The sequence below is a fragment of the Nitrosomonas sp. genome (assembly GCF_040240425.1).
Classification (GTDB): Bacteria; Pseudomonadota; Gammaproteobacteria; order Burkholderiales; family Nitrosomonadaceae; genus Nitrosomonas.
Genome location: NZ_QPHG01000003.1, coordinates 49,017 through 75,869, shown reverse-complemented (window position 1 = coordinate 75,869; position 26,853 = coordinate 49,017). Strand labels below are relative to the sequence as shown.

The 26,853-nt window shown below is 49.1% G+C and carries 21 protein-coding genes, 1 tRNA gene and 1 pseudogene; 14 read left to right on the top strand and 9 right to left on the bottom strand.

The features are described from left to right. Positions 1-18: 18 nt before the first annotated feature. Positions 19-1,257: a cell division protein FtsA gene (ftsA, locus tag DU481_RS01685; protein ID WP_350131761.1), complete on the top strand. Its 1,239-nt coding sequence runs from the start codon at positions 19-21 to the stop codon at positions 1,255-1,257. A 68-nt stretch (positions 1,258-1,325) separates the two neighbouring features. Then, a complete protein-coding gene (gene ftsZ / locus DU481_RS01680; RefSeq protein WP_090315228.1) occupies positions 1,326-2,477 on the top strand; it encodes a cell division protein FtsZ in 1,152 nt (383 codons plus the stop codon). A gap of 558 nt (positions 2,478-3,035) precedes the next feature. On the opposite strand, the gene cphA is transcribed toward ftsZ, so the two are convergent. Next, positions 3,036-5,609, bottom strand: a complete 2,574-nt coding sequence (gene cphA, locus DU481_RS01675; RefSeq protein ID WP_350131757.1) for a cyanophycin synthetase — start codon at positions 5,607-5,609, stop codon at positions 3,036-3,038. Then, positions 5,606-7,933, bottom strand: a complete 2,328-nt coding sequence (locus DU481_RS01670) for a cyanophycin synthetase (RefSeq protein ID WP_350131754.1) — start codon at positions 7,931-7,933, stop codon at positions 5,606-5,608. Before DU481_RS01670 ends, cphA begins: the two co-directional genes overlap by 4 nt. A gap of 305 nt (positions 7,934-8,238) precedes the next feature. Between DU481_RS01670 and DU481_RS01665 the strand changes: the two genes are divergently transcribed. From DU481_RS01665 to DU481_RS01610, 12 genes and pseudogenes are all read left to right on the top strand, one after another. Continuing rightward, a complete protein-coding gene (locus DU481_RS01665; protein ID WP_350131751.1) occupies positions 8,239-9,522 on the top strand; it encodes an HlyC/CorC family transporter in 1,284 nt (427 codons plus the stop codon). A 127-nt stretch (positions 9,523-9,649) separates the two neighbouring features. After that, positions 9,650-9,726: transfer RNA gene (locus tag DU481_RS01660), tRNA-Arg, on the top strand. A gap of 168 nt (positions 9,727-9,894) precedes the next feature. Next, positions 9,895-9,963: pseudogene (locus tag DU481_RS01655) on the top strand (TetR family transcriptional regulator); the annotation flags it as partial. Positions 9,964-10,020: 57 nt separating this feature from the next. Beyond that, on the top strand, positions 10,021-10,404 hold the full coding sequence (locus DU481_RS01650) for a TetR family transcriptional regulator C-terminal domain-containing protein (protein ID WP_350131748.1): 384 nt from the start codon (positions 10,021-10,023) through the stop codon (positions 10,402-10,404). Between the two features lie 60 nt (positions 10,405-10,464). Next, positions 10,465-10,737, top strand: a complete 273-nt coding sequence (locus DU481_RS01645; RefSeq protein ID WP_350131745.1) for a DUF4242 domain-containing protein — start codon at positions 10,465-10,467, stop codon at positions 10,735-10,737. 51 nt (positions 10,738-10,788) lie between these two features. Beyond that, complete coding sequence (locus DU481_RS01640) at positions 10,789-12,462, top strand: tetratricopeptide repeat protein (RefSeq protein ID WP_350131742.1); 1,674 nt, start codon at positions 10,789-10,791, stop codon at positions 12,460-12,462. Positions 12,463-12,561: 99 nt separating this feature from the next. After that, a complete protein-coding gene (locus DU481_RS01635; RefSeq protein WP_350131739.1) occupies positions 12,562-13,167 on the top strand; it encodes a riboflavin synthase in 606 nt (201 codons plus the stop codon). A 15-nt stretch (positions 13,168-13,182) separates the two neighbouring features. Further along, positions 13,183-14,274, top strand: a complete 1,092-nt coding sequence (ribBA, locus tag DU481_RS01630; RefSeq protein WP_350131736.1) for a bifunctional 3,4-dihydroxy-2-butanone-4-phosphate synthase/GTP cyclohydrolase II — start codon at positions 13,183-13,185, stop codon at positions 14,272-14,274. Positions 14,275-14,342: 68 nt separating this feature from the next. Then, positions 14,343-14,825, top strand: coding sequence for a 6,7-dimethyl-8-ribityllumazine synthase (ribH, locus tag DU481_RS01625; protein ID WP_350131733.1), 483 nt, complete (start codon positions 14,343-14,345; stop codon positions 14,823-14,825). After that, entirely contained in the window at positions 14,822-15,322 is a 501-nt protein-coding gene (gene nusB / locus DU481_RS01620) for a transcription antitermination factor NusB (RefSeq protein WP_350131730.1), read from the top strand. The genes ribH and nusB overlap by 4 nt, the downstream gene beginning before the upstream one ends. 12 nt (positions 15,323-15,334) lie before the next feature. Beyond that, positions 15,335-16,306, top strand: a complete 972-nt coding sequence (thiL, locus tag DU481_RS01615) for a thiamine-phosphate kinase (RefSeq protein WP_350131727.1) — start codon at positions 15,335-15,337, stop codon at positions 16,304-16,306. Then, a complete protein-coding gene (locus DU481_RS01610) occupies positions 16,287-16,835 on the top strand; it encodes a phosphatidylglycerophosphatase A family protein (protein ID WP_350131724.1) in 549 nt (182 codons plus the stop codon). Before thiL ends, DU481_RS01610 begins: the two co-directional genes overlap by 20 nt. A 148-nt stretch (positions 16,836-16,983) precedes the next feature. On the opposite strand, the gene DU481_RS01605 is transcribed toward DU481_RS01610, so the two are convergent. From DU481_RS01605 to DU481_RS01575, 7 genes are all read right to left on the bottom strand, one after another. Further along, positions 16,984-17,184, bottom strand: coding sequence for a YbdD/YjiX family protein (locus DU481_RS01605; RefSeq protein WP_107804532.1), 201 nt, complete (start codon positions 17,182-17,184; stop codon positions 16,984-16,986). 12 nt (positions 17,185-17,196) lie between these two features. After that, a complete protein-coding gene (locus tag DU481_RS01600) occupies positions 17,197-19,272 on the bottom strand; it encodes a carbon starvation CstA family protein (protein ID WP_350131721.1) in 2,076 nt (691 codons plus the stop codon). Between the two features lie 565 nt (positions 19,273-19,837). Further along, positions 19,838-21,967 (bottom strand): hypothetical protein, encoded by a 2,130-nt coding sequence (locus DU481_RS01595; RefSeq protein WP_350131718.1) that lies wholly within the window; start codon positions 21,965-21,967, stop codon positions 19,838-19,840. 214 nt (positions 21,968-22,181) lie between these two features. Continuing rightward, on the bottom strand, positions 22,182-23,462 hold the full coding sequence (locus DU481_RS01590; protein ID WP_350131715.1) for a c-type cytochrome: 1,281 nt from the start codon (positions 23,460-23,462) through the stop codon (positions 22,182-22,184). Further along, positions 23,459-24,178, bottom strand: coding sequence for a c-type cytochrome (locus tag DU481_RS01585; protein WP_292665358.1), 720 nt, complete (start codon positions 24,176-24,178; stop codon positions 23,459-23,461). Before DU481_RS01585 ends, DU481_RS01590 begins: the two co-directional genes overlap by 4 nt. Before the next feature lie 445 nt (positions 24,179-24,623). After that, on the bottom strand, positions 24,624-25,406 hold the full coding sequence (locus tag DU481_RS01580) for a hypothetical protein (protein ID WP_350131712.1): 783 nt from the start codon (positions 25,404-25,406) through the stop codon (positions 24,624-24,626). 90 nt (positions 25,407-25,496) lie between these two features. Further along, positions 25,497-26,852 carry a dockerin type I domain-containing protein gene (locus DU481_RS01575; RefSeq protein WP_350131709.1) on the bottom strand — a complete coding sequence of 452 codons (1,356 nt, stop codon included), beginning with the start codon at positions 26,850-26,852 and terminating at the stop codon, positions 25,497-25,499. Between the last annotated feature and the right edge of the window lies 1 nt (position 26,853).

Here is a 26,853-nt window from a genome sequence, read left to right as displayed (position 1 = left end):
CCACGGAGATGGGATTAAATGAATAAAGCTCGAGAGAATAGAAATTTGATTGTCGGTCTTGATATTGGCACGTCGAAAATTGTTGCCATTGTCGCCGAGGTGATTCCGGAAGGCGGTTTTGAAGTGATCGGTTTGGGCAGCCATCCATCGCGCGGATTGAAAAAAGGTGTTGTGGCCAATATCGAGACGACGGTGAATGCGATTCAGCGTGCGCTGGAAGAGGCGGAACTGATGGCGGATTGCAAGATAAATGAAGTGTATACCGGCATCGCTGGCAGCCATATCAAGGGTTTTAATTCGGATGGCATGGTGCCTATCAAAGATAAGGAAGTCACCGAAAAAGATGTCGAGCGCGTCATGGAAGCCGCCAAAGCCGTGAATATTCCCGCCGATCAGCAGATCCTGCACATCCTGAATCAGGAATTCATTATTGACGGCCAGGAAGATGTGCGCGAGCCGGTGGGGATGAGCGGCATACGGCTGGAAGTGAAAGTGCATATTGTCACGGGCGCGGTCTCCGCGGCGCAGAATATCGTCAAGTGTGTGCATCGTTGCGGTTTGGAGGTGCGCGATTTGATATTGCAGCCGCTGGCTTCGGCAATGGCCGTGTTATCCGATGACGAAAAAGATCTGGGTGTCTGTTTGGTGGATATCGGTGGCGGAACAACGGATATTGCCGTGTTCACGCATGGCGCCATCCGCCATACCGCCGTGATTCCGATCGCGGGGGATCAAATCACCAATGACATTGCGATGGCCTTACGCACGCCAACCAAAAGCGCGGAAGACATCAAGTGCCGCTACGGTTGCGCATTGAGAAGTCTCGCCGACACACGCGAGATGGTGGAAGTGCCGGATGTGGGTAACCGCGGATCGCGCCAGCTTTCCATACAAACATTGGCGGAAGTGATAGAGCCTCGTGCCGAGGAACTCTATTCCTTGGTGCAAGCGGAATTGCGCCGCAGCGGATTTGAAGAATTGCTGTCATCGGGCATCGTGATCACGGGCGGATCGGCTTCGTTACGCGGCATGGTGGAATTGGGCGAGGAAATCTTTCACATGCCGGTCAGATTGGGTTTGCCGAATTATCATGGCAATTTAAAAGACGTGATTCATACACCGCGCTATTCGACGGGAATCGGTTTAATTTTGGCGGGTATCGAACAGTTGCAGCATCAGCATGGTTCAAGATTACAAGGAGGCTCTGCCAAGCAGATTTTCTCCAGAATGAAGGGGTGGTTTCAAAGAAATTTTTAATACGAAATTTCACGGGTTGTATTAGCAGTCAGGCGGCTTTAATTTCAATGTACTAAAGGAGAAACAATATGTTCGAAATCATGAATAACGAAACTCAAGAGGCAGTCATCAAAGTTGTCGGCGTTGGTGGGTGCGGCAGCAATGCTGTGGATCATATGATCCAAAACGGCATGCAAGGCGTTGAGTTCATCAGTATGAATACTGATGCCCAGGCATTGAAAAGCAATAAAGCGCCGACCGTACTGCAACTGGGTACGGGTATTACCAAAGGATTGGGCGCGGGCGCGAATCCTGAAATCGGCCGGGAAGCTGCGCTGGAAGATCGCGACCGTATTGCAGAATTGATTCAAGGCGCGGATATGTTGTTTATCACCGCTGGCATGGGTGGCGGTACAGGTACCGGTGCTGCGCCGGTGGTTGCGCAGGTCGCTAAAGAAATGGGCATTTTAACGGTGGCTGTGGTCAGCAAGCCATTTGCTTTCGAAGGCAAACGTCTGGCGGCTGCCAAGGCGGGAATGGAAGCATTGTCACAACATGTGGATTCGCTCATTGTGATTCCTAACGATAAGCTGATGATGGTGTTAGGCAACGATATTTCCATGCTGGATGCATTTAAAGCTGCCAATGACGTACTGTATGGCGCAGTAGCGGGTATCGCCGAAGTGATTAATTGCCCGGGTCTGGTCAACGTTGATTTTGCCGACGTTAGAACCGTGATGTCGGAAATGGGCATGGCGATGATGGGCTCAGCAGTCGCAATGGGTGTTGATCGTGCCCGGGTTGCAGCCGAACGCGCGGTATCAAGCCCGCTGCTCGAGGATATCTCCTTGTCCGGAGCGCGCGGCATTCTAGTCAATATCACCGCCAGTTCATCGCTGAAAATGCGCGAAGTGCATGAAGTGATGAGCACTATTAAAGATATGACCGCCGAGGATGCAACGATTATTGTCGGTACCGTCATTGATGAAAATATGGCCGATAATCTCCGCGTTACCATGGTGGCTACCGGACTTGGCAGCTTGGTCAGTCAAAGCCAAAATTCTCCGTTAACCGTGGTGCATACACGCACCGGTACCGACGACAGGGATTCTGTTTTTTCTACTGAAGAACCGGCCGTGATGCGTACAGGTAGAAGAAGTAACGCCACCGTTGCAGCGATGCGTCAATCAGGCGTTGATCCAATGGATATACCCGCTTTCTTGAGAAGACAAGCCGATTAATCAGATTTAATTTCTCAAGATTTAATTTTCCACATCTTTGGGAGTGAGAAATTGGAAATCAGAGAATTAAAGAAAGCAATGAATACCCCGCCGTATAAGGTGGGGTATTCAATCCGGCAAGTCTGTTGCGATAGTCAAGTTATAGGATAGCTTTAGATATACATTAGATTCTCAGAAGGAGAAGGTTGTGCTGGATTTTGTGGGATAGCTTAATAAAGCCGGATACCGGTTCCGGTTTGTAACGCCTAGTTACTTTGCTTGTCTCGCCAATTACCGTCATTCGACCGCACAATAGAGAAAATGCTATATTTTGCTGTGATATGGCAAGAATCGTAACCGTGCCGCGTACTTTGCCACCATTCGCCACTTGATAGCAGGTGACAAGCTTGCCGGTTAGTTGTCAATGCATAAGTATTCAGTGCGAATAATTCATTATCGCTCTTGATTTTTGAGCTTGTGGTAAGGATCGCGATAGCGTATGAGCGTTATTTATTCAAGATTCAACATTCAACATCACATGAAATTTCATAACGCTCACATCTAAAAAGTTGAGCCCGATTATCCCAATGCAATACGGTTATTAATCTGTCCCAGTGATTGCTCAACTTGATCGACCAGAATAAGACATAACTCACCATCCTGCAGATTGGACAAAGCCGCATCAATGGCAATCGCTTCTCCAACGATTTCGCTGACTTTTTGCGTGCGCTTGGCATTACCCAAACCTTCGCGCAATAAAGACAATACTTCTCCATCCGCACGACCGCGTTGACATTGATCCTGATACAGCACCACCTCATCAAATGCATCACCGAGGATTCGTGTCTGTTGACGAATATCCTCATCACGCCGGTCGCCTGCCGCACTGATGACGACTGAACGTTTCTTTGACGGAATATTATCAATTGCGCTGACCAAGGCTTGGATCGCATCCGGATTATGTCCGTAGTCGGCAATCAAGGTTGCATTGCGGTAATTAAAGAGATTAAAACGGCCCGGTGCAGTTTGCGTATTGCTGACAAAACTAGCGACACCGTCATGAATAACTGCCCATTCCAGGCCAAGTGCCCAGCCAGCCCCAATAGCAGCCATCACATTCTCAATTTGAAAATTGATACTACCGTTCTTCGTCAATGGGATTTCGTTTAACGGGATGCGGTATTCAACAGTTTCACTCGCAGCGACAATGCAGCTGCTTTCCATATAGATAACACGTTTGTGCTGCGCGCGATGCATAGCTAACACCGGGTGATGGCGGTCTTGAGCAAAGAAAATAACCGAGCTGGGGCAATGTTCAGCCATGCTGGCAACCAGCGGATCAGCCGCATTAAGCACCGCATAACCGGTTTTGGGCGCTACATTCTGCACAATAATCCGCTTAACCACAGCCAACTCTTCTGCTGTATTGATATAAGCCATACCAAGATGATCACCCATGCCAATATTGGTTACAACGGCAACATCACAACGATCAAATCCCAAGCCTTCGCGTAACAAACCGCCTCGCGCGGTTTCTAACACGGCAGCATCGACATCGGGATGAAAAAGAATGTTTCTTGCACTCTTCGGTCCGCTGCAATCTCCGGTATCCATGCACTGCTCGTCGACATAAACACCATCAGTGCAAGTAACACCAACGCGTTTCTGATCTCTCTGCAGAACATTGGCAATCAGACGAGTTGTCGTTGTTTTACCGTTGGTGCCGGTCACGGCGATCACGGGAATGCGCGCATTCTCTCCTTGGGGAAACATGTAATCAATAATGGCCTCGCCCACTGCGCGGCCTTTCCCATATGATGGCTGCAAGTGCATCCGCAAACCGGGCGCTGCATTTACCTCAATAACGCCGCCTCCTTGGTCTTCTAAAGAGCTCATGACATTGTCGCAAACCACATCAACACCGCAAATATCCAGCCCTACCACTTTTGCGGCAGCAATTACGCGTGCCGCTAATTCGGGATGTATATCGTCGGTCACATCAGTCGCCGTGCCCCCGGTTGATAAATTGGCATTCTTGCGTAACACAACGCGCATTCCTTTCACCGGAATCGATTCGGCTGTCAATCCTTGCGCAGCTAAATGTGCGATGGATATCTCATCCAGATGTATCTTGGTTAATGAGGTGACATGACCTTCGCCGCGCATGGGATCACGATTGATTTGCTCCACCAATTCATAAATGCTTTGCACGCCGTCGCCAATGACTTGCGGCGGTTCGCGCCGCGCGGCAGCAACCAATTTATTGCCGACAACCAGCATGCGGTAATCATGTCCGGGGATATAGCGTTCTACCAGAACATTATCACTGATTTCGGCTGCAATCAGATACGCCGCTTTGACTTGTTCAGCGGTGACAAGATTAACAGTGACACCTTTGCCTTGGTTACTATCCAGAGGTTTTATCACGACAGGCACACCAATCTCGCAGGCGGCTAACCAAGCATCCTCAACATCATTCACCTCTCGGCCGAGCGGTACCGGTATGCCGGCGGCATGCAGTAAAGTTTTCGTTAATTCCTTATCTTGCACAATCGATTCTGCGACTGCACTGGTACGATCGCTCTCGGATGCTTGAATACGGCGCTGCTTACTGCCCCAGCCAAACTGCACCAGACTGCCTTCAGTCAAGCGGCGAAACGGAATGCCGCGCGCAACCGCTGCTTGTACAATGGCTCCCGTGCTCGGGCCCAGACGGATATCTTCATTGAGTTCGCGCAAGCGATGCAGCGCATCCGATAAATCAAATGCGCTATCATCAATAGCCGAGGTACATAAAGCTTGCGCCAGCTCAAAAGCCAGTAAACCAACTTTTTCTTCGCTGTATCCTACGATAACGCGATAGGTATTGGCTTCCGGTGTTTGTACCGTGCGGCTGAATGTAACCGGGCAACCTGCCTGAACTTGCAATCCTAGCGTTGCAAATTCAAGAACATGGGCCATGGTGACGGCTTCATGATGCCCGGCGGGCTGGAGTAAAGAAATCTCAGGAAAACGCTCACGTAACCGTGCTTCAAAGCCGGGAATGGTATCAATACTATTTTCAGAGCCGCTACAAAAAACGGTAGCTTCAATCGAAGTATGCTGACTCCATAAATTGGGTCCGCGCAAAGCGCGTATGCGTAAAACTTTCATAACTTAATTCCTTGCGTTTGTAATTCTAGAAGATTCTGATTTTCAGGTTTGTACTTCTCTTGACTGAAACCAAATGTCTCGATTCCAACACGTATAAGATTCGGTTCAATCCCTAATGCCCAGGCAGCACCCACTGCCGCTAATATATTCTCGATTGCCTGCGCGCTTTGCGCTCCATGCTCTGACGCTATCTTACGCAGATTGATCAGTACCAATTCATTTGAACCCGATACAAGTACGACTCTGCCATTGCGTACTATCACAGCGCGTTTGCCCTGAGTAGGCCCGGTTCCGCTTGCGCAATGTTGCTTAATCACCGATAGCTCCGGTTCGATGCTGAAATAAATAACTTCACCGTGACAAAGCTCGGACATTTCAACCAGCATTTCATCGTTAGCATTGAGGATTGCTGCGCCGACCGGCAGTTTTATTTCTTTTTCCACATCGTCAATGGCCGCAGCGGTCGGTGTCACCATATCGACTTGCGAACGGAGCACTGTATAAATCTGTTTATGTGTTTCAATCCCGTGACGGCCAAAATGGTGCTCGGGATCAATATTGGTGATTACACCCACCTGGCAACTATCGTATGCCAGCCCTTCATTCAATAGCACATCAAAACCATTCTCAAAAACAGCAGCTTCAACTGTCGGGTTGAGTAATGTGCGATTAGCTGCCGCCCAATTGGCGCTGTTGTTTTTATCAATTTGCCGATAGTCCAGATACAGTCCATCGCTGCAAGCCAAACCGGTTTGCTTGCCGGACAGAACAAGCAATCTGGCAATAAGGTAAGCAACCGATGTTTTGCCATAACTTCCGGAAATTCCTACAATGGGAATACGGCCGTTTTCCTGGCCTGGAAATAAGTGATCTACAATCGCTTTTCCGACGGGCCGGGGTTTACCAACCGCGGGTTTAATATGCATCAGCAAGCTTGGGCCTGCATTGACTTCAACAATGGCACCACCTTGCTCATTCAACGGACGTGAAATATCGCTGGTGACCAAATCAATGCCGGCAATATCCAAACCGATGACGCGCGCTGCAAGTGATGCAATAGACGCCGTCGACGGATGAACCTGATCGGTTACATCAAACGCATGATTACCATTCCTTTGAATCAAAACCTTAATGCCGGCTGGCACGACGGAATCACGATGATACCCTTGGTGAGCGATTTCCATCTGTGCCGCGCTATCCAACCGGATTAAATTGAGTGGATGATCTTCTGTCGACCCCCGTCTTGGATCAGAATTAATTTGAGAGTCTATTAACTCGGCAATAGTTGAGACACCATCCCCCACGACTGATACTGAATCACCGCGCGTTGCCGCTATGAGGCGTCCACCGACAATCAACAAACGATGTTCGGTTCCGGAAATATAGCGCTCAACCAGTACCTCCGTTCCTTCTCGTAACGCCATGCGGTAAGCCGACTCGATTTCTTCACGCTGGCTTAACTCAATAAAAACGCCACGTCCATGATTTCCATCGCAGGGTTTTATAACAACCGGCATGCCAATATCATTTGCCGCTTCCCATGCAGCCTCGGCACTCTCGACAATACGACCTTCCGGAACAGGAATGCCGCAGGATTGCAGCAATGATTTTGTCAGATCCTTATCGCGGGAAATACCCTCAGCGATGGCGGATGTCCGGTCTGTCTCAGCCGTCCAAATGTGACGGCAGCGTGCGCCATGGCCCAATTGCACAAGATTTCCTTTTGCAATAAGACGAGTGGCCGGAATATTACGTGCCATTGCGGCATCTACAATGCATGCTGTGGAAGGCCCGAGCCAAAGCGAATCGACCAAATCACGAAGACGCTGGATTGCTCCCTTAACATCATAAGAGGGGTTGTCGGATTGCTGAAAATTCATGGCCGCCAAAACCAATTCACGTGCGGAATATAAAGCGGCTGTGGTGATTTCCGCTTGCCAGGCGCTTAATGCAACTTTATAAACACCGCGTACCGAAGTTTCACGCGCACGGCCAAAGCCACCGCGCATGCCGGCCAGGTTCTGGAGCTCCAGTGTGACATGCTCAAGAATGTGGCATGGCCACGTACCGTCCTTGACGCGGCGTAAAAAACCGCCGCGCTCTTCATAGCTGCAACGGTGCTCTATCAGAGACGGTAACCATTCGGATAAGCGCTCATAAAAACCTGGAATCTTATCGGAAGGAAAATCTTCCAGTTCACCAATATCCACGGTTGCTTCCAAAGCGGGATAATAAGTCCACATGTTGGGACCATTTAGGTGTTTGATTTCAAGAAATTTGATATCTTTAGTACTATTGCAGCCTAAATTTAAGGAGTCAGACATGGCATTTGAATCGGTAAGAAGAGATGCTATTAACGTTACTCAAATTGATAGGTTTACAAAAAACAAAACAATTTTTACAAACGTCATCTAGGCTACTCTCAAGGAAATTAGAGTATAACTGATTAAGTTAATTATGAATCAATTGGATGAGAGTAAAATTTAATATTTTGAATGAAGTAACCGGCATAAAATAATTATTGATTATTCGTCTCATGGTTCTTTTGGTTGACAAAAGTTTGCATAGATTCAGAATATGTAATGTTTTTATAATTCTCATTACTTGTTACAGGTGACTTTTGGAAGATATGCCGTTGCACATCATGCTGATTGCATTGGTGTTTTTGTTGATCTTGTCAGGCTTTTTTTCCCTCTCTGAAACCAGTATGATGGCGATTAACCGCTATCGCTTACGGCATCTTGCCAAGCAAGGCCATCGCGGCGCCCGGCTGACCATAAAGCTGCTCGATCATACAGACCGTTTACTGGGTGTCATTCTCCTCGGCAACAATTTACTGAACACCGCTTCCGCAACTTTGGTCGCCATTATTGTTGCGACTTTGTTTGCTCACGATGATTTTGCTTTGTTTATGGGAACAATCGCTGTGACCTTTGCTATTCTGGTATTCAGCGAGATCACCCCGAAAGTCATCGCTGCCGCTTATCCTGAACGGATTGCGTTAGCCGCCAGCTATGTATTGACACCATTGCTGATTATTTTCTATCCCATTGTATGGTTCGTTAATTTATTCGTTAGCGGATTATTAATCCTGTTCCGGTTAAAGCCGCAAAAAGGTAGCCTGGAACAGAAGATCAGCACGGAAGAACTGAAAACACTGGTGCTGGAAGGCGGACATTTTATACAGCACAAGCATCAAAGCATGCTATTGAACTTGTTTGACCTGGAAACGATCACCGTTGACGATGTCATCGTGCCGCGCAGCCAGATCGAAGCGATAGACCTGAATGCGGATGACGAAATTATTCATACGCAATTGCTGACTTGCCACCATACCCGCCTGCCGCTATACCGCGAGCGCCTGGATAATATTGTCGGCATCGTTCATGTGCGCAAGGTATTGAATCAAATGCAGGGAGGAAAAATAACCGCGGCTACGCTTGAAAAAGTCATGCGCGAGCCTTATTTCATTCCTGCCGGAACATCCTTATTTTCGCAACTGCAATTATTCCAGGAAAACCAGAAAAGAGTCGGGTTGGTCGTTGATGAATATGGCGAATGGCTGGGACTGGTTACACTGGAAGACATTGTGGAGGAAATCATCGGTGAATTCACCACGCAAGCACCTAATCTGGCCAGTACTTTCTCGAAGCAGGAAGATGGCAGTTTTATTGTTGAAGGCAGCACCTTATTGCGCGAATTAAACCGCAAGCTGGGCTTTCAATTCCCGTTGGACGGACCGAAGACTTTAAATGGTTTGATCTTGGAGTATTTCGAGGATATTCCGGAGGCTGGAACCGGTCTTAGCATTGCCGGTTATCCGATGGAAGTGATTCAAACTAAAAACCGGGTGGTAAAAACTGTTAAAATCTTTCCTGTCGCTGCAGCGGTCGAGATAAAGCATGCTGAGTAGTTAAAAAGACAAAACGGGTTATTCCTATAGCGCAATCCCTGCAAAGGTCATTAAACCGGGTTGGACGGAAATAACAAAAGCGGTTATCCTTGCGCCGCAATTGTAACTTGAAGATTTTTTCATCAAAGCGCCCATAGCTCAGCTGGATAGAGTACCGCCCTCCGAAGGCGGGGGTCGCACGTTCGAATCGTGTTGGGCGCGCCATCCATCCGTAAATCACTTGCTAATCGATAGTAATGGTTTTTTTTATTTGATCTTTGAGACAACCGGTCGTATCATTTAGGTATGCCAAAACCCAATAAAAAAGAATTCAATCGAGAAAGCCTCTTGAACCAGGGTGTTGTCTTTTTCATGAACTAAGGCTATCACGGCACCGGTTTACAGGAAATTCTTGATGCGGTTAATGTTCCCAAAGGTTCTTTTTATAACTACTTTAGCAGCAAAGAAGAATTTGGTGCGGCAGTCATCCAGCATTATATCGAGCCGTTCATTTCACGGTTGTCCCTGCATCTTCAGCAATCCGGTTCTGATGCATTGGGGGCTATCCGGCGCTATTTTGACGAGCTGATTGTGGAACTTGAAGAAAACAAGTTTAAAGGCGGCTGCTTGCTAGGCAGCCTCATGGGAGAAATCGGCAGCACCAGCGACGTATGTCAGCAATCCCTGCAATCCGCCATCGCACGATATCGCGATTTATTACAATCCGGCCTGGCTCAAGCGCAGCAACAAGGATCGGTCAGAACGGACAAAACGCCAGAGGAAATGGCTGATTTATTGATTAATACGTGGCAAGGTGCGCTGTTGCGGATGCAAATAGAAAAGTCGTCCGCGCCGGTCAAGCAATGTTGTCACGATTTACTGAATGATTTTTTTATACGGTAGTTATTTTTTTGGCATTAAGAAATACGACCGGTCGTTTTTAATGAAAATTAAAGGAGAAATATGCCTAAATACATTATCGAACGTGAAATCCCCGGAGCAGGTTCGCTCACGCCCCAAGACCTTCAAGCCATTTCGCAAAAATCCTGCGCTATTCTGAACAACATGGGATCAAGCATCCAATGGCTGGAAAGTTACGTGACCGATGACAAAGTGTATTGCCTCTATATTGCACCGGACGAGGCCGCTATTCGAACACACGCGGAACAGGGCGATTTCCCTGTCACCCGCGTTGCGCAAGTTCGATCCGTGATCGATCCCACCACGGCTGAATAGCCTCGAAAATTTTCTGTTAACCTGATCATCAACTTTTTTACGGAGGCAGTCATGCACCCTCGAGTTATTGTTTCCCTCTTTTTGATCGCAGCTCTGGACATTGCGACTCCTGCCACCTCATGGGCCACCGCTGAAAAACCCAGCAACCAATCCCCCGCGGAAGAACGCTCTGCGCCCCGGCTGCAAAACCTCGGCAAGCACGCTTTTCCGGTCAGTACCAGCAATCCATTAGCGCAGCAATACATCAATCAAGGGATCAATCTCGCCTATGGCTTCAACCATGCCGAGGCTCGTCAGGCATTCCGCGAAGCAGCCCGGCTGGATCCCGGCCTTGCGATGGCGTACTGGGGACAGGCGCTGGTGTTAGGCCCGAACATTAACGCCATGATGGAGCCGAATGAAGAGCCCCAGGCGCTGGAAATCATGCAACAGGCAAAATCTCTGATGACACGGGCTACCGAGAAGGAGCAGGCGCTTATCAACGCCCTTGAAAAACGCTACTCCGGCAAAGCCGAGCACAGAACCACCAATGATCAAGCTTATGCGGCAGCGATGCGCGACGTGCACCGGCGTTTTCTGGATGATCCGGACATTGCTATGCTGTATGTCGAATCGATGATGGATCTGCGGCCGTGGGGTTATTGGATGCTCGACGGTGTTCCTTATGAAGGCACCGCCGAAATCGTCGCGCTGACAGAAGACGTACTGCGGCGTTACCCGGAACACCCCGGCGCCTTGCATATGCATATTCACCTGATAGAGCCGACATCGACGCCGGAACGCGCCGAGAAATCGGCTGATACGCTCCTTCAATTAATGCCGGAAGCAGGACATATGATCCACATGGCATCGCATATCTACCAACGCGTCGGGCGCTACGCAGATTCGATCAAGAGCAATCAAATGGCAATCGCCGCGGACGAATCCTACATCGCGCAAGATCATGCCCACGGCTTATATCCGATGGTTTACTACCCGCACAATATTCACTTTCTGTGGTTTGCGGCGACATCGGATGGACAAAGCCAGCTTGCCATCGAATCGGCCGAAGAGACCGCCCGGAAAATCGATGACGACGTGCTGAAAGCGCTTCCACTGACCGCAGTTTTTCGCGTGACACCGTATTGGGCGCTGGCGAGATTCGGGCGTTGGCAGGAAATTCTTGACCTAGCTCCGCCGCCATCGATCAATGCTTTTCTAACGGGCAGCTGGCATTATGTGCGCGGCCTCGCACTAGTGGTCACGAAGCAGTTACTACAAGCCGAGCAGGAACTCGCGGCGCTGCGCAAAATCATGGCGGATCCCCAATTAGACCACCCATTATTGTCGAAAAATACCTCGAGCACCGTGCTTCGCATCGCTCCGGAAGTGCTTGCAGGCGAAATCGCGGCCGCGCAAGGGCAGTACGAGCAGGCTATTGCGTATCTTGAAAAGGCGGTGCGGCTGGAAGATGCGCTGACCTATACCGAACCGGCCGAATTTCATCTGTCTCCTCGGTTGGCATTGGGCGCGATTCTGCTGGAATCGGGACAACCAGCCCAGGCGGAAACGGTGTATTGGGAAGACCTGCGTCGTAATCGCAATAATGGCTGGGCACTGTATGGCCTGATGCAGGCCATGCGCGCGCAAAAAAAGGACGATCAAGCAGCCCTGATCGAAGCGCGCTTCAAAAAAGCCTGGGAACGTGCCGATGTGACGCTGACCGCATCCCGTTTCGGGCGCTAGTTCAGGTAATCAGCGCGAAGCTGCCATCCGGGCAGGTTCTTATCAACGGGTAATGTTAAACTATGCTCTTTATTGGATGATGCCACCTGGAAATTTGAATTGTTTACCGGAATCATAGAAGCTGTGGGTACCATCGCCAGTATCCAGCCTTGCACCGATAAAGGTCATGGCGGTTTATCACTGACCATTTCCACGCAACGATTGGATCTGGACGATGTCATGCCGGGCGATAGTATTGCAGTGAATGGCGTTTGTCTGACGGTAACCACGCTGACAAACGATTCGTTTGCAGCCGATGTTTCCGAAGAAACATTGAATTGCACCATTGGATTGGATCAACCTGCCGCGCACGTGAACCTGGAAAAAGCCATGCGTTTATCCGACCGTTTGGGGGGACATTTGGTCAGCGGACATGTGGATGCTGTTGGCACTGTGGTGAAGTTTGAACCTGCTGGTGAAAGCTTTGTATTGGTCATTCAGGCGCCGGAATCCATAATGCGGTTTTTAACGCATAAGGGTTCGATTACCGTCAATGGTGTCAGTCTGACGGTTAACCGGATTGAAGGCAATGTGTTTTCAGTCAATCTCATTCCGCATACGTTGGTGATGACGAATCTGAAAGAACTTGTCCCTGGCATGCTGGTAAATCTGGAAACTGATATGCTGGCCCGCTATGTGGCAAGATTATTAAATATTGAAGGCTAGCCGGAGTAGACAGATATGAGTATCAGTGCCATCCAAGACATCATTGCCGATCTCAAGATGGGCAAAATGGTCATCCTGGTGGATGAAGAAGATCGCGAGAATGAAGGCGATCTGGTGCTCGCCGCGGATTTTGTGTCGCCGGAAGCGATCAATTTCATGGCGACGCATGGGCGCGGCTTGATTTGCCTGACCTTGACCGAGGAACGCTGTCACCAGCTGGATTTGCCCTTGATGGTATCGGCCAATCGCGCGCCGCTGGGAACCAACTTCACACTCTCCATCGAAGCCGCCAGCGGTGTTACGACCGGCATTTCCGCAGCGGATCGCGCACGAACTGTCCAGGTTGCCGTCAAGCCCGATGCCAAGCCGCAAGACATTGTGCAACCGGGACATATCTTTCCGCTGATGGCGCAAAAAGGCGGTGTATTGGTGCGCGCCGGACATACCGAAGCCGGTTGCGATTTGGCCAGGATGGCCGGTTTAACCGCGGCATCGGTAATTTGTGAGATTCTGAAAGAAGACGGCAGTATGGCGCGGTTGCCTGATCTGATGGTCTTCGCGCAGAAGCATCAACTCAAAATCGGCGCCATTGCGGATTTGATTCAATACCGCAGCCAAACCGAAAGCTTGGTTACGCGTGTCGCGCAACGCACTATTCAAACGCTGCACGGCGAGTTCCTGCTGGCGGCTTACCGCGATGAAATTGCCAACACCGCCCATTTGGCCTTGGTCAAAGGCGAAATCAATCCGGCGGTCGAGACATTGGTACGGGTGCATGAACCGTTATCGGTAGTTGATTTGCTCGACATTCATGACAATACGCATTCTTGGAATATTCATGACGCGATGAAATTGATCGCCGAAGCAGGACAAGGCGTTATCGTGCTGCTGCACCGGAAAGAAAGCCCGGCAAAACTGATTGAACGTGTACAATCGCAGGACACACATGTTTCCAGCTCGCTCAAACCGGATTTACGCGACCATGGTATTGGTGCGCAAATATTGAAAGACCTCAACGTAGGAAAAATGCGGTTAATGGCAACACCCAGAAAAATGCCCAGCATGACCGGATTTGGTCTGGAAGTAACGCGTTATGTGGAAAAATAAAAACCATGATTCTCCATTCCCGGCGATCACACTACTATTGCGATTAATTAACATTACAGGAGCCGGATATGCCGTACTATGATGAAATACTTGAATTTGAGCCCAATCTGGATGGATCAGATTTGCGCATCGGCATTGTCATGAGCCGCTTTAACATCGATATCGGCGAAGGTCTGCTTGGTGCTTGTACAGCGGAACTCAAAAAAAATGGCGTGCTGGATTCCAATGTCCTGATTACGACGGTTCCAGGTGCATTGGAAATTCCATTGACGCTGAAAAGAATGGCCATGTCCGATCAATTCGATGCGCTGATTGCTTTAGGTGCTGTGATTCGCGGCGACACGTATCATTTTGAAGTAGTCGCCAACGAGTCGGCGCGCGGCATCCTCATGGTGCAGTTGGAAGCAGAAATTCCTGTGGCTAATGGTGTATTGACCACCGATGACGAGGACCAGGCGATTGCCCGGATGAGCACCAAGGGCACGGAGTCCGCGCAGGTTGCGCTGGAGATGGCCAATTTGCATATTAAAATTGATGAAATCGATTTATGAACAGCGCCGTGACAGAAACTGACCCATCCATCGGCAGCAAAACGGAAAAATACAAAAGCCGCCGCCGGATAGCGCGTGAATTTGTTGTGCAGGGTATCTATCAATGGCAAGTGGCTGGCGGTACGGCCAGCTTTATCGAGCAGCAGTTACGCGAATCCGACGAATTCAAACATGTCGACGACAAGCATTTTGTGCATGTGCTGCATGGCGTGGTACAGCATGCCGAGGAATTGGAAAAAATAATCCAGCCGCATTTGGATCGCACTTTGAAAGAACTCAGTCCGGTCGAGTCGGCGATTTTGTTGCTCAGCACTTTTGAGTTGATTCATCACCCGGAAATCCCCTACCGCGCCATCATCAACGAAGCCATTGAACTGGCCAGAACCTACGGCGGCAGTGACGGCTATAAGTATGTCAATGGCGTGCTGGACAAACTGGCCATTCAGCTGCGCGCCGTTGAAATATCGGCTCCCAGACCGGTAAAAACCCGCCTTTAGTATCACACCCGCGTGGCCTCGGAATTCGATATCATCCGCCGCTATTTCAAGCGGCCTGTAACGAATGCAATACTCGGAACCGGTGACGATGCGGCACTGATCAGTGTACCGGCCGGAGCCGAATTGGCGATATCGACCGATACGCTGGTCAGCGGCAGGCATTTCTTCGCCGATGCAGATCCTTACCGGCTCGGCTACAAATCCCTAGCGGTTAATCTGTCCGATATGGCCGCCATGGGCGCAAAACCGCGCTGGGCATTACTAGCGCTGACACTGCCGGAAGAGTTAGTCAACCAGAATACAGCATGGTTAGCAGAATTCAGTCAAGGCTTTTTCACGCTCGCTGACCGCTATCATGTCGAATTGATCGGTGGCGATACCACCGCCGGTCCATTAAATATCGGCATACAGATCATCGGTGAGGTTGCAGCCGGGAAAGCGTTACGCCGCAGTGGCGCGCAACCGGACGATGACATCTGGGTTTCCGGCAAGCTGGGCGATGCCGCGTTGGCGCTGCGCCATGAATTACAACAGATCACCTTGGAGCCTGAAGAAACCGCCCAATGTCTGCCGTCGTTATTGACGCCGGTAGCTAGGGTCGAGTTAGGGCAGCGCCTGATCGGCCTGGCGCATAGCGCCATCGACATCTCCGATGGTTTGGCAGCGGATTTGGGGCATATTCTGGCTGCCTCAGGAAAAGCCGCTTGTATTAATATAGTTGATATACCTTGTTCAGCAGTATTAAAAAAATACCGGCAGCAAGCAATTGCAATCGATTGTCTGCTGGCGGGCGGGGATGATTACGAGTTATGCTTCACGGCAGCTAAAACAAACCGCCGGGAAATTGAAAAGCTGTCCGCTGAATTAACCCTCCCGCTCACCCGTATTGGCGAAATTTATTCCGGCGCGGGATTGACGGTAAAAGACGCACAAGGCAATGCAATGACATTGGATAGCAAAGGATATGACCACTTCAACGCCTGAAACTCACGATTCACCCAGTTCTACAGCGCCGCAATTCCAGCCGAATGCGGATTTTGTCTACAGCCATGCCGCCCCTTTCATTGCATTCTCCGGCGGTGCAGGGCTCAGTCCGTTTGCTCCCGGCACGGTGGGAACACTCGCCGCCTTTCCGCTATTCTGGTTATTCAATCATTATCTGAATCCGGTTTATTTTCTCTTGCTGATCGACATCATGTTTATTGTCGGCATCTGGGCGTGCGGTCTTTGCGGCAAAGCGCTGGGTGATCCGGATCATGGCGGCATGGTCTGGGATGAAACCGTAGCCTTTCTGCTGGTGCTGTATTTCACCCCCGATCATTGGGCCTGGCAATTGGCGGCATTCGCATTGTTTCGCCTGTTTGATATCGCCAAACCCCAACCGATTCGCTATTACGATCAACATCTGCAAGGCGGGTTTGGCGTCATGTTCGATGATATGGTGGCCGCTTTCTTTACGCTACTGTGTTTAGCCGGATGGAAAGCCTGGGTTTTGTCCGAAACCTATTTCTAGCAGACCGTTGGAGAATGATCTACGTTGTCGCTACGGCGTTAAAAACAGGCTAAAAATGCTCGTTTATCACGCATAAACTACACTTTCTCGCCTGTACTTGCCTGGTTCGGCCGCCTCAAAAAAATTTTTCAACGGCCCGCTGACTGGATCAACAACACCGGTTTAATCTGCCTTTCCCCCCGTAGCGTGCTTCCTGACGTTCACGGAAGAACTCTTCATAGGTCATGATGGCCCGATCAGGGTGAGTGCTTTTCATATGATCGACATAGGTACTGTATTCAGGCATGCCGACCATTAATCGCAGGCTTTGTGTGAAATGGCGCAAAGTGAGGGTAATTTTGTTATACATGTTAAATCTCCATTATTTGTTTTCATTCGCCGCATAAACGGGCAATAACTCAAACGGCGCTTCCTGAGCCGTCGGATGGTGAACGATGCGTGCTTGCAGCACGGTCCGGATGCCAAACACCAACATGCTGATCAACACCGCCATGAATAGACCGGCCAGCGAAGTGTTGACGTAATCATTGAAAATCACCTGCTGCATCTGCTCGATGGACTTGGCCGGTGCTAATACGATGCCTTGCGCCACCGCTTCCTGGTATTTCTCCGCATGGGCGAGAAACCCGATGCGCGGATTATCGTGGAAAATCTTTTGCCACGCCGCTGTCAGCGTGCAGACGCTGACCCACACTAACGGAATGGAGGTCACCCAAGCAAAGCGATCCTGCTTCATCTTGAACAGCACGCAGGTCGCCAGAATCAATGCGATCCCCGCCAGCATTTGGTTCGCAATACCGAACAATGGCCACAGCGTATTAATACCCCCCAGCGGATCGATAACCCCTTGGTACAGAAAGTATCCCCAACCAGCGACGCAAAGACCGGTGGCAACCAGACTGGCAACGACTGAATCGGTGCGTTTCATGGCAGGAACAAATGATCCCAGTAAATCCTGCAACATGAAACGTCCGGCGCGTGTTCCGGCATCAACAGCGGTCAGAATGAACAATGCTTCAAACAAAATCGCAAAGTGATACCAGAAAGCCATCATCGCTGTGCCACCGATGACTTCCGACAAAATCTGCGCCATGCCGACCGCCAGTGTCGGCGCGCCGCCGGTACGTGAAATGATGCTATGTTCGCCGACATTTTGCGCAGTTTGGTGAATCATTTCCGGCGTTACATAAAATCCCCATTGGGTGATCGTTTGCGTTGCCGATTCCGCAGTGGTGCCGATGATGGCCGCCGGACTGTTCATGGCGAAATAAATGCCGGGCTCCAAGGTTGCCGCAGCAACCAGCGCCATGATGGCAACGAACGACTCCATCAGCATCGCGCCGTAACCGATGAAACGCGCATCGGCTTCCGACGAAATCATCTTAGGCGTGGTGCCTGAAGCAATTAATGAGTGAAAACCGGAAATTGCGCCACAGGCCACGGTGACAAACAGGAAAGGAAACAAATCGCCCGACCAGACCGGGCCGGAGCCATCGATAAACTGTGTCAATGCCGGCATTTTCAGTTCTGGCGAAATTACAATAACGCCGATCGCCAAGCCCACGATGGTGCCGATTTTCAGAAACGTCGATAAATAATCGCGCGGCGCGAGCAGTAGCCAGACCGGCAGAACCGCAGCAATAAAGCCATAGCCGATCAATAGCCAGGTCAATTGCTCGCCGCTCAACGTGAACATCGCACCCCACTCAGGATCTTCCTGCACATATTGCCCGGCAACGATAGACAACATGAGCAGCACAAAACCAATGATCGACACTTCACCGATAGCACAAGGACGGAAATAACGTGCGTAAATCCCCATGAACAAAGCAATCGGTATAGTCGCCGCTACCGTAAATGTGCCCCACGGCGATTCGGCCAGTGCCTTGACTACGATCAAGGACAGTACTGCCAGCAAAATGAGCATGATGAAAAACGTGCCGAACATGGCAATCATGCCGGGTAACTGTCCCAGCTCGGATTTGATCAAATCCCCGAGCGAGCGGCCATTGCGCCGCGTGGAAATGAACAGCACGATAAAATCCTGCACCGCACCGGCGAATACCACACCGGCCAAAAGCCACAGCATGCCCGGCAAATAACCCATCTGCGCCGCCAGAATCGGCCCCACCAGAGGACCTGCCCCGGCAATCGCCGCGAAATGATGCCCGAACAGCACATATTTATTGGTTGGCACATGATCAAGGCCGTCGTTATGCTTATACGCCGGTGTCATGCGTCTTTCATCCAGCTTTAACACCCGGTTCGCGATGAACAAACTGTAAAAACGGAAAGCGATAAGGTAAACGCACACCGCCGCGATAACAATCCAGATGGCGCCGATCGATTCACCGCGATTCAGGGCAATGACGGCGATAGCGGAAGCCCCGGCGAGCGATAGGGCTATCCAGACAAGATATTTTATTAACTGATTCATAAAGGTTCCTAATAGAAAAACTGTTCTTATTTTACTGAGAATTGTGAAACCGCGTCATTCTGATCGAATGTGACCGCTATTTCCTTAAAATTGTAAGAACTATCATTATCTTAAGATGCTGGTGCTTTGTCAGAAATTGACTGGCTTGGGTTAAGTTGTTATTTCTTGCTTAACCGGTTGTGACACAAACAGATAAAAGTAATGGAAGCACCATCAAAGCATAATTTGCTGTTATCACGGGCACGCTCCAAAAGTTTTGTGCCTACGATTATCCGGATTGCACTTTTAAATGCTAGAGGGGAAAGTCACACTAACTTAGATGAAATATTTGAATTAAGAGGAAAGTGAGTCGAACAGATTCCAGCGCTCCAGATTAGAGGTTGCTGAAATTAAGAGTTTTTTATTTTAGATTCTGCTTGTTAAGATCGGGATTACCACATCTAAAAAATTGTATCCGATCGAAAAGAACTGATCTGCACTGCACAACCGATAAAACAGACATTTTGCTAATTCCGATTAGCACCGATCACAATATATTCGGAATAAATAACAAACATTCTCTCTTCTATCCAAGAGAATGATAGTGCGCGGGATCAAAGACGATACCCGTTTCCTGTAATCCGACCAGATTAATATTGGCCAGATTGTGCGAAAGCCCTGCTGCGTAAACACCCAACTCACCTGCGGTGTATTTGCCTAAATCGGGATCATTAATGATTGACCGTACTTGATCTGCTGTAGGAGCAGAACCTGCAACGTTGTTCCACAGAAGCGCCACGACTTCCTCGGGCGTTTTTGCACCGGCAGCTCCTATGGCCAGAGCGGCGAGATCTTCATAGCTTGTATCATTGTCGAGATAGTGAAGTCCAATTGCAACATATCCTTTATTAGAAACACTTTCGGCTCCGAAAACGGCTCCAATCAATTTTGCAACCTTGCCAGCAGACCCATCCAGGTCAAGCGCTAGGCCTACGTCAGTGAAGATTAATCGCTCAATACTTTGAAGTGTATCTGTCCCATCACTGCCAGGTGCTAATTTCTGGTCGATTACTTTTAGCTTATCGGCTAAGTTCAATTGAATCACGTAAGTAGGCAAGGGGCCGCTGTATGAAGCTGTATCGATTCCACCGCCGCCGATTATGACATCGTCTCCAGCCCCTCCCAAAATCACATCATCTCCCTCCAGCGCATAGATTCGATCCGCTCCAGCTCCTGCATCTATTCTATCCGAATACTGTTTCTCAACACCTCTTAGGCCGACGATTACATCATCTCCCGAGCCAGACGAAACTTTGGGGTTAGAAAGATTATTAAGTTCATAGTACGATATTTTTTCATCTTTTTTTAGTTCTGATGTGTACCAAGTTTGCCACATAATGATGAGGTCATTGGATGATCGATCTTCTATCAGTCTGCCCGAAGTATCAATCTGTGGTTTGGGCATATAGATCACTTGGTCAAATGATCCGTGCAGATCAAGATCGAGACTGGCGAGAGAGCTAATAAATTGAGCCTGATCTGCTTGATCCAAGACTGCATTATACCCACCTCTTGCCACCTCGCCCAAGGCTGGGTCTGTCATTATTTGGTTCATCTTAATTACAGTTTCCCCTAGGTGATCAAGGTTTGGTGTCAGGTAATCTGCCGCTGTTAGGTAAGAGGCACCTTTAACCGGTACACCATTTTTATCGACAAGATCATTTGTTTTTAGAGCCCAGTGTAAAAACTCATGAAACACCTTGTGTTCAAGCGAAAATTTCTGAAGTGATCCATCAAGAGCTATGTAATACAATGGATCAAAATTAACGGTAATGTAGTGATGTATAGGATCACTCCAATTTGCCGTTGTAGCACCCGCATAGAGAGTCAAATTTTTACCTGAGGAGAAAAAATCATAAATTATTTCTCGACCGAGATCAGATTTATTGTAAATTTTGGTAAATGCACTTTTAATATTGTCTATCTCTGTTCCGTTAAGTTCTTCCGGGGAAAATTTTGGATTTAACGCATCACCAATACTTATATCAAAATCAACTTGATTGTCTAAAGCTTGTTGAATAAAAGTCGGATTAGGATTTTCTCGACCGTCTGGTTCAATACCCGAGCCATCAAGCTCGATCGTTTTATCCAAAAATTGCAATTTCTCAACATTAATATGTATCACGTTTGAAAAAGAATAGCGGTAAGATTCTGGTGCGCTGCTGAGTGCAGTAATTCGTGCCACACCGCTCAAGTAATTGATGCTGAAGTCGCTGCTGTTGGCAAAATACACAACGGTATCAATTCCAGCGCCACCATCAATCTTACTAGCAGAGCGACCATAATTCTCAATCGTATCGTTTCCACTTGTACCGAGAACCTCGCCCACAAAAGTTGACTTTAAAATTATGTTGTTAACAGGTGAGGTCAGTTCAATCGTTCTGTCTAAGAATTGCAATTTCTCAACATTGAGAAACCGTATCGGAGGATGGCCATAAGTATAAAAATCTGGTGCGCTGCTGAGTCCAATAACTCGTACCACACCACTTAAATCAATAACATTAAAAGAGCTAGAATTGCCAAAGAAAATCGCCGTATCAATACCGCTTCCCCCATTTATCACTTCTCCACTTCTGGCGCCCAAGAAAGTTTCGACGTCAATGGTGTCGTTACCACTGGTATCTTTGCCATAAGTGCTGTCTGTTATTAGAGCCATTTATTTTCCTTAATATAAAACTTGTTATCGGTTACAGTCTATAGTGTTAAAGCACTATTACTTGACGTGATTTACCGATACAACGAAAAATATCTTGCTGCTGCAATTTATAGTCTGCCCTTATATCGAGATGATGCGATCTTGTGAATATTTCACGGCATTACGTTGATTTGCTGCTTAATAATTGAAAAGTCTCTGGGAACACCGGAGCGGCTCAGAATTCGCTGCCCCGGCTGTTATCGACGTCTTCCGGACTTACCAGACTGCCGCGATTTCCCCATGCATTCCTGATATAAGACACTACTTGGGCAATCTCAGTATCGCGAATGAAATGCTGATACGGTGGCATGCCATGGGGTCTTGGATTACCAGCCGTGGCGGGAGGATATCCGCCATACAGCACGTTGCGGATGGTGTTCAGCGGGGGGCTCATGGTCACATTGCGGTTTCCAGCCAGCGGAGGATATATTTTCGGTATACCTTCGCCTGATTGACCGTGACAGTCCTGACAGTGTTTTTCATATACTTCTTGCCCGAGTGCTAGATACTGGCGCATCTGTTCCGGCATTTTGCGAGCTTTCCGGGGTGCTTTGACGTCGCCTTTCTTCTCGCCCAGGGATTGAAGGTAAACCGCTATCGAACGGATATCATAGTCCGACAGATATTGCAGACTTTGCCGGACAATCGTGGCCATAGAGCCGGAAGTTACAGCATGGCTGTTTATCCCGGTGGACAGCAGTTCGACAATATCCTCGACCGGCCATTCACTCACTCCAGCTTCCAGCGGGGATATCAACGAGGGTGCATACCAGTAGGAGCCCATGATTTTACCGCCCGTCAGCTGATCGTCCTGGCTTGCTCCCCATACATTACGCGGAGTATGGCAGGCGTTGCAGTGTCCGAGCCCCTGAACCAGATAATTACCTCGGTTCCACTCATCGCTTTTCGATTTGTCCGGCTGATAGACGCCTTCATTGAAATACCACTTCCGCCAAAGATACAGGAGCGCCTGATTATCGTAAGGTGGATTGATCTTGTGCGGGGGATTGGTTTGTGCGACGGGCGGCAGTGAACGCAAATAGGCGAAGATTGCATCGGCGTCCGGCCGGGTAACTTTGGTGTATTCGGTATACGGAAAAGCCGGGTACAAATTACGGCCATCCTTCGATTTTCCGTAATGTAGCGCCTGCCAGAAATCCTCGCCGCTCCAGCCGCCAATCCCTGTTTCTTTATCCGGCGTGATATTCGGTGTGACGAATTGACCGAAAGGCGTATTCAGCTTGCGGCCGCCCGCGTAGGGCTCGCCACCGCGCGTGGTATGACACCCCATGCAGTTGCCTGCCCGGGCGAGATACTCTCCGCGCTGGACCTGTTCCGTATCGGAGTTAGTCAGCGGCTGAGCCGATGCCACTTGCACCAGGGACAGCAAACCGCTTGCAACGCAAACAATGATCCGTCGTATGCTCGTCAATCTTGCTCCGCTTAAATTTCTCATCGTGTCACCTCCTTCCCGGACAAAATAGTCCGGCAACGCTGCGCCAATTCCGGAGTAAGTGCATCCGCTCCGGCGGATTGCCCCGATACTGGCAGCCCGGGCAGCCATTGCACCAGCGCATTAACTTCTTCCTGAGTCAGTTTCTTGGCTATTTCCGACATGCAATCCGGTATCTGCCCGCGCATGATTCCGCCATTGCGCCAGCCGCCGAATTGCGCCGCCAGATAGGCATGCGGTAAGCCCAGCAGGCCGGGAATGGCCGGTTGCACGCCCATCAGTTTTTCGCCATGACAAGCACCGCATGCCGGAAGATCGCGTTCGGGGTCGCCGGAATACATCAGTGTTTCCACGGATTTGATTTCATCCGGCGTCAGTGCGGGCACTACCGGCTCCAGATAAGCGTAGGGCTGGGCAGCAAAATAATCCGCGATTTCCCGCATGTATTCATCCGACATGTTTTCGAGCAAAATGGCCATCGGCTGATAATAGCGCCGCCCATCACGAAAATTACGCAATTGATTAAAGAGATAACCAGCCGGTTTGCCTGCAATACGCGGGAAATAGGCATCCCGGTCTATCCGGTCTGCATCTCTGTGGCAGATGATGCAGGGTTTTACCCGCTCCTCGAGGGTATCGGATAGTCCGGATGATGACGGCTCGGCAGCACTTGCCAGGCCGGGAATCATCGCTAACAAGATAAAAGCAAAAAACTTCATTGACGTGGGTCCATGAAAAAAATTAAAACACCGGTAAATCTTCAGAATGCATTTCTGAAGTTCCGTATTGACGTCAAGCTGTCTTGTGGAACGAGCGGTAAAACTGTCAACCATTCCAGCAGCCGACGTGCAGAATTTTGGTACAGTATTGCAGTGTATATCACTACCTGCAATCCAGACAACCGGGTGATATCCCTCCAGAAAACCTGGGGATACGCTGAGAAACTACTATGTCCGCGGATGCTGCCTTGAAATCAAATTGAAAACGTTTATTGATCACTCGCAAACGGTATGCTTTTTCTTCTGATTCTGCCTAGCCTGATCATCGCGCTACCTTTGCGGTTTGAGGTGACCGAGCGGCCACCTCTTGCTGCACTTGTCATCCGGCTGAGAACGCGTTCTTGACGCTATTTGGGGTTCTCTAAGCGGAAGTTAAGGGTATCTTTCATTCCTTGGTGGCGGGAATTTCCTGAACATCAATCAGTTCAAATTTGTTATCACCAAGATGTTTGAGTTTTGCTTGGTAATATGAGCCCAGTGCTTTGACTCGTTGGATAGTTAACATTCCTGTTTCCGCGACGAAAACGGAGTTGTCTCTCAGGTCTGCAGCTGCCGAGACTGCCAATTCAAACTTATCTTGCGCAAGCCCGCGATTAAAAACGATTGCGATAGGAGATGCGGCAATAGCAACCGAAGTATCGCTGTTGGCTTTAGATTCGAATAATTTGAGTTCGATGCGATATGCGCCGGTACTGCCGCCCAACGTGTTGGATGCATTGAGAATTGACATTTCCAAGTGATCGTGCAATCCGCCGTCGCTGCCAATTTTCCCGATTACTCCCGGAGTACTGCTTGTGCCATCGGCGCGATACGAAATGATATTGTCAAGCGCGTCGGTGATCTCGATCCGCTCTCCGTTTGGCATTGCCGAACTCCATTCGGTGCCATTCCAGAATAACAATTTGCCGACAGGCTGAAAACGCAGCCAGTTGCCAGGGGTAAATGCGCCTTTTTCTATGTGAACATCAAACCCTGGCTCATCTGTTGCATATAATCCTCCACCGATATCACCAAAATCGGGCTCGAATAAATTGCTGTTAACGAATATTTCCGCACCGATTTTCCAAGGTTGTATGTCACCTTCGTGATGATGTTCAACCGCGCTAGCGGATGAAAAGAACCAGCTAGCAACTAAAGTTACGAACCCAATAAGTATTTTTTTAAACATGATCAAGCCCCTTAAATTTTTTAAATTACTGTTTTGATTGATACTTGCTGCAAAATGAATTTTGTCGTTATCCTCCTGGAAAAATCAGCCTTACTTAAAAATTGTGTCAATTTCTTCAAAGTATTCCAGCCGGAACTTCGAATCCCCTATGTTGCGCAGGATTGCCCTATAATTTTTTTCGTTGATATAAACCGAAGGGACTTCCAGAATTGCCGTCTCAATGTCGTAATGTGCAGGTACGGCATAGCGTGATATATCCAACTGCGCCGAATTCAGTTCGAATAAATTGTTATCCTTTAACTGCAACTGCGCCCGATAATGCAAATTACCTACTTGAACATCGTTCAAATCCAATAGGCTGTTCTTTTCATCGTAGACCGCTGCCACATTCAAAACTGTGGCGGGAGCCAAGACCGGAATGTTGCACAGCCTCAGCGTGCATAATTGTTTAGCCAGAAATGCGTCGGTGCGATTAATAACACCGTCACGATTGACATCGAGCATGACATTGCTGGATCGCACCGGCTCATTGTTTTGTGCGGCTAGTAAAATCAACGCTACATCGAGTCGATCTACATCGCCATCGAAGTCAACATCACCAGGAATGGATACAGGAATGACTGGTTGCGGTGGGTCCGGATCAGGCGCTATGATGCCGCCAGTAAGCGCTAACAATGCTGCGGCGAATTCATCTTCACGCAAGCCTGCGTTGAATAAAATGAAAAACGGCGCTGAAGGAAAGTAACGGGCATTGGAGATAAGTTGCATTTCGATGAGATAAGCGCCTACGGGACCGCCTATTTCACCTTTCTGGTTTTCCAGGAAAAAACTCAGATGCGTGTGCAATACGCCGTTGCTTCCCGTAATATCGACAACCAGCTCCGGATTGCCCAAGATGCCATTGGCAGAAAAAATGGTGCTGCCGTCACTACCGAAGATTCCATCGCTGAAACATATTAACTGACCGGCACATTGGGATAGATCGTTGATTATGTCAGCGCTTGCTTCCAGTCCGCCAAACAGTCTGATTTGTGTGCCTTCGGGCGGTTTTCCCCAAGAAGATAAAACCGGATCCCAGTATTTGAGTGCTCCCAGCGCGCGGTAACTCAGCAATTCATTCGGTAGCAATGCATTTTGAATCGACTGGAATCCTGGGTTTTTAGTTTTGAAATCCCCGCCCGGTAGATCTTGAAAATCGGCTGGAAAAATCAGTTTCCCGGTAACAGCTTCTATCGGCAATGTTCCCGCCGGTAAATGCAATACCTCGGCTAATCCGTCCAGATCGCAACCTACCGCGCCGGGTGTACGGCAATAGCCTGTAAACAGAGCATTGCCTTGTCCCCAGACTTCAACATCCAGATGCACGGCAAAAGCTTGCCGGCCGGATAGTAAAACAATGAAGAGTAGATAAAAGCAAAGATAAGTTTTACCGGCTGATGTTTTCAAT

Excerpts from the sequence above, each read along its gene's own strand:
- DU481_RS01665 (WP_350131751.1), top strand. The coding sequence starts at position 8,239 with ATGCCGTTGCACATCATGCTGATTGCATTGGTGTTTTTGTTGATCTTG.
- cphA (WP_350131757.1), bottom strand. The coding sequence starts at position 5,609 with ATGAAAGTTTTACGCATACGCGCTTTGCGCGGACCCAATTTATGGAGT.
- DU481_RS01580 (WP_350131712.1), bottom strand. The coding sequence starts at position 25,406 with ATGTTTAAAAAAATACTTATTGGGTTCGTAACTTTAGTTGCTAGCTGG.
- DU481_RS01605 (WP_107804532.1), bottom strand. The coding sequence starts at position 17,184 with ATGTATAACAAAATTACCCTCACTTTGCGCCATTTCACACAAAGCCTG.
- ftsZ (WP_090315228.1), top strand. The coding sequence starts at position 1,326 with ATGTTCGAAATCATGAATAACGAAACTCAAGAGGCAGTCATCAAAGTT.
- ribH (WP_350131733.1), top strand. The coding sequence starts at position 14,343 with ATGCCGTACTATGATGAAATACTTGAATTTGAGCCCAATCTGGATGGA.
- ribBA (WP_350131736.1), top strand. The coding sequence starts at position 13,183 with ATGAGTATCAGTGCCATCCAAGACATCATTGCCGATCTCAAGATGGGC.
- DU481_RS01610 (WP_350131724.1), top strand. The coding sequence starts at position 16,287 with ATGACCACTTCAACGCCTGAAACTCACGATTCACCCAGTTCTACAGCG.
- DU481_RS01595 (WP_350131718.1), bottom strand. The coding sequence starts at position 21,967 with ATGGCTCTAATAACAGACAGCACTTATGGCAAAGATACCAGTGGTAAC.
- DU481_RS01585 (WP_292665358.1), bottom strand. The coding sequence starts at position 24,178 with ATGAAGTTTTTTGCTTTTATCTTGTTAGCGATGATTCCCGGCCTGGCA.
- ftsA (WP_350131761.1), top strand. The coding sequence starts at position 19 with ATGAATAAAGCTCGAGAGAATAGAAATTTGATTGTCGGTCTTGATATT.
- nusB (WP_350131730.1), top strand. The coding sequence starts at position 14,822 with ATGAACAGCGCCGTGACAGAAACTGACCCATCCATCGGCAGCAAAACG.
- DU481_RS01590 (WP_350131715.1), bottom strand. The coding sequence starts at position 23,462 with ATGAGAAATTTAAGCGGAGCAAGATTGACGAGCATACGACGGATCATT.
- DU481_RS01600 (WP_350131721.1), bottom strand. The coding sequence starts at position 19,272 with ATGAATCAGTTAATAAAATATCTTGTCTGGATAGCCCTATCGCTCGCC.
- DU481_RS01640 (WP_350131742.1), top strand. The coding sequence starts at position 10,789 with ATGCACCCTCGAGTTATTGTTTCCCTCTTTTTGATCGCAGCTCTGGAC.
- DU481_RS01645 (WP_350131745.1), top strand. The coding sequence starts at position 10,465 with ATGCCTAAATACATTATCGAACGTGAAATCCCCGGAGCAGGTTCGCTC.
- DU481_RS01670 (WP_350131754.1), bottom strand. The coding sequence starts at position 7,933 with ATGTCTGACTCCTTAAATTTAGGCTGCAATAGTACTAAAGATATCAAA.